This is a genomic window from Streptomyces sp. NPDC102360 (assembly GCF_044766085.1).
In the GTDB taxonomy this organism is placed as follows: Bacteria; Actinomycetota; Actinomycetes; order Streptomycetales; family Streptomycetaceae; genus Streptomyces.
Genome location: NZ_JBIWLG010000025.1, coordinates 1 through 7,490, shown reverse-complemented (window position 1 = coordinate 7,490; position 7,490 = coordinate 1). Strand labels below are relative to the sequence as shown.

Here is a 7,490-nt window from a genome sequence, read left to right as displayed (position 1 = left end):
TGCCTTGGTGGGGGGTGGGGCCCCGCGGTCGGCCCGGGGGGCCCCAACCCGCTTACTTGTTTTGTGCCTCTCGGTGGGGGGGGCGGGTTTTTACTTCCGCGCCGCCCCCCTCCACGTATCGATCCGGGCTACTGAACCTCCGCCAGCACCCGCAGGATCGCCGCCTCGTCCGGCGCCTCCTGCAGCCGCGCCCGGAAGTCCGTGTCCATCAGCTTGCGCGACAGCAGCGCCAGAATCCGCAGGTGCTCGTCGCCGGCGGCGGCCTCAGGCACCGAGATCATGAAGACCAGCCTGGCCTTCGTGCCGTCGAGCGAACCCCACTCGATGCCCTCGTCGGATCGTGCGAAGCAGACGACCGGGGCGGTCACCGCGTCCGTCTTGGCGTGCGGGATGGCGATCTCCTCGCCGAGCCCGGTGGTGCCCTGCTCCTCGCGCCGCAACGCGGTCTGCACGAGCTCTTCCATGTCGGCGACCTTGCCGGTACCGGCGGCGAGCCCCGCCATCTCGCGGATGGCCGCTTCCTTGTCCTGCGCGTCCAGCCGCACCTTGACGGTCCGGCCGGTGAGATAGCCGGAGAGGACCTCGGGCGCCTCGTCGGCCTCTGGGGCCTCGGCTTCCGCCGCGCCGGCCGCGGTGGAGGTCGCCGCGGCCGCCTGGAGCGACGCGGTCGCGGACGCGGACGCGGAGGCGACGGTCGCCGTGGCGTGGGCCGGGGGAGCGCTTTCGGCGGCGACGGCCGGAGTGGCACCGGCCAGGGCGGGCTCGGGCGACGTGGCCGAGTCGGCCGCGGCCTGCTTGGCCGCGGCACGGCGGTTGCTCACGCCGACGAGCGCGTTCGTCGTCACGGCGGTGATCACCGTGCCCGCGACGATCGCGACGAAGAACATGGCGAGACCGCTGATCGCGCCGAACACCGCGACGATCGGACCACCGTGCGGCACGGAGTCCTCGACCCCGGCGAGACCGGCGATCGCACCGGCGACCGCGCCACCCAGCATGTTCGCCGGGATGACCTGCGCGGGACGGGCCGCCGCGAACGGAATGGCACCCTCTGAGATGCCGAAACAGCCCATGAACAGCGCCGCGATACCCGCTTCGCGTTCCGCGTCCGTATAGAGCTTGCGGCGGATCATCGTGGCCAGGCCCTGGCCGAGCGGCATGACCGGGATGGCCGCGGCGGCCATGCCCATGACGGCGTTGTTCGTCCCGATCAGACCGACGGCGAACAGGAACGCGGTCTTGTTGACCGGCCCGCCCATGTCGAACGCGATCATCAGGCCGATGAGCGCGCCGAGCAGCACCGCGCTCGACCCGGTCATCCCGCCGAGGAAGTCGGTGAGATGCGTGAACACCCAGGAGATCGGCCCGCCGAGGATGTAGATGAAGGCGAGGCCGACGGCCAGGGTGGACGCGATCGGGACCACGATGATCGGCATGATCGGCTGGATGGCCTTCGGGACCTTGATCTTCCGGATCGCGATCACGAGGTAGCCCGCGAGGAAGCCGGTCACGATGGCGCCGAGGAAGCCGGCATTGGCGTCGGAACCGTAGATGCTGGCGTCCGCGGCGAGGAAGCCGCCGATCATGCCGGGCACCAGCGCGGGCCGGTCACCGAGCGCGTAGGCGATATAGCCGGAGAAGATCGGCAGCATCAGCTTGAAGCCGAGCGTGCCGAGCGCGTTGACGTTGAACCAGAACGTGTCCTTGGGGATCTGGATGCCGTCCGGCGTCGCGTGACCCCCGATCGCCAGCGAGACGGCGATCAGCAGACCGCCGACGACGACGAACGGGATCATGAAGCTGACGCCGTTCATCAGCGCCTTGTACGCCGCGCTGCGCTCCTTGCCGCCGGACGCCGCGGCCTCCTGCGCCGCACCGCCCTGCGAGCCGGCCACGGGCGCGCTCTGGACTCGCTCGATCAGCTGCTCGGGGTGGCTGATGCCCTCCGACACGCCGACCGACAGCACCCGCTTACCGGCGAACCGGGCGCGGTCGACGTCCTTGTCGGCGGCGATGATGATGCCGTCGGCGTTCCTGACATCGTTGTCAGTGAGGACGTTCTCGGCCCCGATGGACCCTTGCGTCTCCACCTTCATGTCGATGCCCGCGGCGTCCGCTGCCTGCTGCAGCTTCTCCGCGGCCATGTAGGTGTGCGCGATGCCGGTCGGACATGCGGTCACCGCGAGCAGCTTCAACTTCCGCTGCTGCTCGACGGCCCCTCCGCCCGCGTGGGGGTCGGCCGGACTGGTCACGTGGCTCTCCTTCAAGCGATCCGTGCAAGAGCGCGCAGATCTTTGCGGCCCTCCCAGCATGGTGCAACACATACGCACAGCGCCGACAGTTCAAAGGTCCCGGATCCGCTGGTCCGTGGTCACGTAACCCCTGCTTTCCACCCGGTATCTCCCGCCGGAGAGGCCGTCTGCGGAACGCGCGCGACCGGATCGAGAGGCGGGGTGGGTTCGGCTGGGCCGATCGGTGTAGCTTTGTACCGAGCCAGACGTCGCTGCTGATGGCGGTCGGGCGGCCCGTACGCCGGGTCGACCCGAGGGAGAGAGGGCCTCCGACGGACTGCGCTGCGAACGCCAGGGGACACCTGTGTCCCAGGACGCCGCAGGTCAGCCCTACGCGCATCGCCCGTACCGTGGGCAGGCGCCGTCAGCCCACCTCGACCGACTGCAACAGCACCGAGGAGCAGCTCACTTATGACTTCTGTCGCCAACCGACAGGACCAGGACTTCAAGGTCGCCGACCTCTCCCTCGCCGCCTTCGGCCGCAAGGAGATCACCCTCGCCGAGCACGAGATGCCCGGCCTCATGGCGATCCGCAAGGAGTACGCCGCCGCGCAGCCCCTCGCGGGCGCCCGCGTCACCGGCTCCCTCCACATGACGGTCCAGACGGCCGTCCTCATCGAGACCCTCGTCGCGCTCGGCGCCGACGTCCGCTGGGCCTCCTGCAACATCTTCTCCACGCAGGACCACGCCGCCGCGGCCATCGCCGTCGGCCCGAACGGCACGCCGGACGACCCCCAGGGCATCCCGGTCTTCGCCTGGAAGGGCGAGACGCTCGAGGAGTACTGGTGGTGCACGGAGCAGGCTCTGACCTGGCCGAACACCCCCACCGGCGGCCCGAACATGATCCTCGACGACGGCGGTGACGCCACCCTCCTCGTCCACAAGGGCGTCGAGTACGAGAAGGACGGCAAGGTCCCCTCGGTCGACACCGCCGAGTCCGACGAGCACCGCGTCATCCTCCAGCTCCTGAACCGCACGATCTCGAACGGTTCGCAGAAGTGGACCCAGCTCGCCTCCGAGATCCGCGGCGTCACGGAGGAGACCACGACCGGTGTCCACCGCCTGTACGAGATGATGCGCGACGGCGACCTGCTCTTCCCGGCGATCAACGTGAACGACGCCGTGACCAAGTCGAAGTTCGACAACAAGTACGGCTGCCGCCACTCGCTCGTCGACGGCATCAACCGCGCCACGGACGTCCTCATCGGCGGCAAGACCGCCCTCGTCTGCGGCTACGGCGACGTGGGCAAGGGCTGCGCGGAGTCGCTGCGCGGCCAGGGCGCCCGCGTGATCGTCACCGAGGTCGACCCGATCTGCGCGCTGCAGGCGGCGATGGACGGCTTCCAGGTCACGACGCTCGACGAGGTCGTCGACAAGGTCGACATCTTCGTCACGACGACCGGCAACAAGGACATCATCATGGCCTCGGACATGGCCAAGATGAAGCACCAGGCGATCGTCGGGAACATCGGCCACTTCGACAACGAGATCGACATGGCCGGCCTGGCGAAGATCGACGGCATCGTCAAGGACGAGGTCAAGCCGCAGGTCCACACCTGGACGTTCCCCGACGGCAAGGTCCTCATCGTGCTGTCCGAGGGCCGCCTGCTGAACCTGGGCAACGCGACGGGCCACCCGTCCTTCGTGATGTCCAACTCGTTCGCGGACCAGACGCTGGCCCAGATCGAGCTGTTCACCAAGCAGTCCGAGTACCCGACCGATGTCTACGTGCTGCCCAAGCACCTGGACGAGAAGGTCGCCCGCCTCCACCTGGACGCGCTCGGCGTGAAGCTGACGACGCTCCGCCCGGAGCAGGCCTCGTACATCGGCGTCGAGGTAGAGGGCCCGTACAAGCCGGACCACTACCGCTACTGAGCACCAGCCGCCCGTCGGCTGAACGCTTCGCAGGACAGGCCCCCGCACCCCCGTGTCGGGGGCCTGTCCCGTGTCCGCGCACACCGCTGGCTACGGTGGACCCGCCCTTCGACGACCGCCGGCTCCGCACCCGACGGCGGCCGTCACCAGGCCAGACAGAGGACCCCACGAACGCCATGCCCCGCGGCCGTTATTCGCTTCACGATCTGCACGATCACACCCCCCTCGGCGAAGAGCACTTCCAGTGCGCGCCCGGCCCCTCCGGCTGGCGCTACGTAGCGCAACGGACCACCCCCTCCGGCGACCACGCCGGCTCGATCGACCTCGCCCTCGATGAACTCGGCCGCCCCATCCGCCTCGAACTGAATGCCGCGAGCTGGCAGGTGAGAGGCGCCGCCATCGACGGCGTCACCTGGGTCCGCACCGACCCCACCGGCACTCACGCCACTGAAGGAAACGCCCCCGCGCACGCGTTCACGGGCACATCCCCCGCGTTCCTCATCGCCACCGCACGACTGCTCGGTCTCACCCCCGCTTCCCCTCCGACCCGCGTCCGCCTCGTTGCCCTGACGGATCCCGTCCTCGCGCCACTCACGGTGGACCAGTCCTGGACCCTGCTGAACAGCGAAGCACACGCCACTGACAACGGACCTCTGACCGTGGACGAATACCAGGTCACAGCCCTGGACACGGGGGAGCGGCAGGCGGTCCACATCAGCGGCGACGTGGTCCTCGCGGCCCCCGGCATCGAGCTGGAGGACCTCGAGACCCCGCCGTCGGTCTTCCGCTGACGCCGCCCGCTCAGGCCGGCGGCACGAACCCGGTGGCCGGCCCGTCCGAACTCCCGGATCCGGCCGGGGGATTGTCGGCAGGACCCGTCGCGGGGGCCGAAGGAACGGGAGAAGCGGGCGGAGCCGCAGGCGGCACGGGCCGCGAGGCCTCCGCATATCCGCCGTACGGACCGGGAGCGTCACCAGCCACGGTCGAAGCCGCCCGGCCACCCGAGGCGCTCGCTCCGAACGCGCGCTGCGCCTCCCGCGACTGCCGCTCGTGCGTCACGGCCGCCAGGAACGCGGCGGGCGGCATGTCACTCGGCACCGGCGCCCCCGTGTGTGCGGCGACCTCACCCGCGAGCCGCTCGGCCATCCCCCACCCCACCTGCGGATCCAACTGCTCCATCCGCGTCAGGTACTGGCGCACCGCCAGCCACAGCCCCTCCGGCACGGCCGACAGATCCAGCTCGGCGAACCTTCCCACCAGCCACGGCGGGGGAGGCGGCACGAACGCCAACTGCCCGGTCGGCACCCTTTCCCGTACGACGAGGGTCCCGGCGAACACGTCCCCGACCCGCCGGCCCCGCGCGGACACGAGTGAAGCGATGCACGCCACGACCCCAAAGGTCATGAGGATCTCCACGACCCCGACGGCCCCCCGCACCAACGCGTGCCGGAACCGGATCGGCCCGCCGTCGTCCCGCACGACGCGCAGCCCGCACGCGAGCTTCCCCAGCGACCGTCCATGGCTCAAGGTCTCCACGGCGATCGGGATCCCGACCAGCACCAACAGAAACGTCGCCACCGCGACGGCCGCGACCGCGGCGTCGTCGAGCGAGGCGGTCGCAGCCGCGAACGCCATGGTCACCGAGATGTAGACGGCGAACGCCACCGCCAGGTCGATGAACACGGCAAGCGCCCGACTCGGCAACTTCGCGGGCCGCAGCTCCAGCGCCACCGCCTCACCCGTCACCAGCTCACTCACGCCGGCCACCCACCCTTCAACGCGCTGCCCCAGGAACCGCCAGTCTGCCAAGCTGAAGGACCATCGCGCCGTACAGGTGCCGGAAAGCGAGGAGCAGCAGACCGGATGGACCTCGATGTCTTCGTGTCCGCCCATCGGGCCGAGTGGGACCGACTGGACGCTCTGCTGCGCCGCCGACGCCGACTCACCGGCACAGAGGCGGACGAACTGGTGACCCTGTACCAGCGCACCGCCACCCACCTCTCGCTCATCCAGTCGAGCGCACCGGACCCCCGGGTGGTCGGCCGTCTCACTCAACTCGTGGCCCGCGCGCGTAGTGCCGTGGCGGGCACCCGCCGTGCTTCATGGCGCGACGTGACGCGCTTCTTGACCCACGGTTTCCCGGCAGCGGTCTACAGAGCGCGCCACTGGTGGGTACCCACCGCACTGCTCTCGACCGCGACAGCCGCCCTCATCGGCTGGTGGATCGCCGCCCACCCCGACATCCAGGCCTCCATCGCGGCCCCCTCCGAACTCCGCGAGATGACCCGCCCCGGAGGCCAGTACGAGACGTACTACTCGAGCCACCCGGCCGCCTCGTTCGCAGCCCAGGTCTGGACGAACAACGCTCAGGCTGCCGCCATGTGCCTGGTCCTGGGCGTCTTCCTGGGCCTGCCGGTCCTGTGGATCCTCTTCCAGAACATGCTCAACGTAGGTGTGGGCATCGGCCTGATGGCCTCCGTCGGCCGCCTCGACACCTTCCTGGGGCTGATCCTCCCGCACGGCCTGCTCGAACTGACCGCGGTCTTCGTAGCGGCCGGGACCGGACTCCGCCTCGGTTGGACAGTGATCGACCCGGGGCCCCGCACGCGCAGAACAGCCCTCGCCGAAGAAGCCCGCGCAGCCCTTGGCATGGCCATCGGGCTGGCCCTGGTCCTCTTCATCTCCGGCGCCATCGAAGGCTTCGTCACCCCGTCCGGCCTCCCGACCTGGGCCCGCATCGGTATCGGCATCGTGGCGGAGCTGACCTTCCTGACGTACGTCTATGTACTCGGCGGCCGAGCGGTTCGTGCGGGTGAAACGGGCGATGTGGCCATGGACGAGCGCAGCGCCCTGCTGCCTACGGCCGCCTGATGTGCGAGAGCCCTGCTGACCTGCTAGTCTCCTCTTCGCCCCGGAAAGACCGTTGACACGGACAGACCGGGGAGGTAGATTCGAACAGTTGCCCCGAACTCGACAGGTTCGATTGCAACGGCTAGTATCTAGCGCGCTTCACGAAATTCAATTCTTCGAGAAGCCCCTCCCGATTAATCGGAAACCTGAGCCGGTCAGTCCGGCCCAAAACTTCTGATAAAGTCGGCACCGCCGAAAGGTAAAGGCCCTCCAACGGCCACCGGAATTGAAATCCGAACCGGAAACGGAACGGAAAACGGATCTGGTACAGTTGGAAACACGAAATACCGAAGGGAAGCGCCCGGAGGAAAGCCCGATAGGGTGAGTACAAAGGAAGCGTCCGTTCCTTGAGAACTCAACAGCGTGCCAAAAATCAACGCCAAAATTTGTTGATACCCCGTCTCCAGCATCTGC

Annotated in this window: 6 protein-coding genes; 3 read left to right on the top strand and 3 right to left on the bottom strand. The window is 69.0% G+C overall.

Annotated elements, in window-relative coordinates:
• Positions 1–128: 128 nt before the first annotated feature.
• A complete protein-coding gene (locus ACIRHA_RS42625) occupies positions 129–2,252 on the bottom strand; it encodes a fructose-specific PTS transporter subunit EIIC (RefSeq protein WP_403857445.1) in 2,124 nt (707 codons plus the stop codon).
• A gap of 450 nt (positions 2,253–2,702) precedes the next feature.
• On the opposite strand from ACIRHA_RS42625, the gene ahcY reads away from it, so the two are divergent.
• Positions 2,703–4,166: an adenosylhomocysteinase gene (ahcY, locus tag ACIRHA_RS42620; protein WP_403857442.1), complete on the top strand. Its 1,464-nt coding sequence runs from the start codon at positions 2,703–2,705 to the stop codon at positions 4,164–4,166.
• A 176-nt stretch (positions 4,167–4,342) separates the two neighbouring features.
• Entirely contained in the window at positions 4,343–4,957 is a 615-nt protein-coding gene (locus tag ACIRHA_RS42615) for a hypothetical protein (RefSeq protein ID WP_403857439.1), read from the top strand.
• A gap of 10 nt (positions 4,958–4,967) precedes the next feature.
• Here the strand turns inward: ACIRHA_RS42615 and ACIRHA_RS42610 are convergent, their stop codons facing one another.
• On the bottom strand, positions 4,968–5,924 hold the full coding sequence (locus ACIRHA_RS42610) for an RDD family protein (RefSeq protein ID WP_403857436.1): 957 nt from the start codon (positions 5,922–5,924) through the stop codon (positions 4,968–4,970).
• 105 nt (positions 5,925–6,029) lie between these two features.
• Here ACIRHA_RS42610 and ACIRHA_RS42605 point away from each other — a divergent pair, with 105 nt between their 5' ends.
• On the top strand, positions 6,030–7,037 hold the full coding sequence (locus ACIRHA_RS42605) for a stage II sporulation protein M (RefSeq protein WP_403857433.1): 1,008 nt from the start codon (positions 6,030–6,032) through the stop codon (positions 7,035–7,037).
• A 194-nt stretch (positions 7,038–7,231) separates the two neighbouring features.
• On the opposite strand, the gene ACIRHA_RS42600 is transcribed toward ACIRHA_RS42605, so the two are convergent.
• Positions 7,232–7,490, bottom strand: a 259-nt coding sequence (locus tag ACIRHA_RS42600) for a hypothetical protein (RefSeq protein ID WP_403857430.1), incomplete at its 5' end; no start/stop codon positions are given.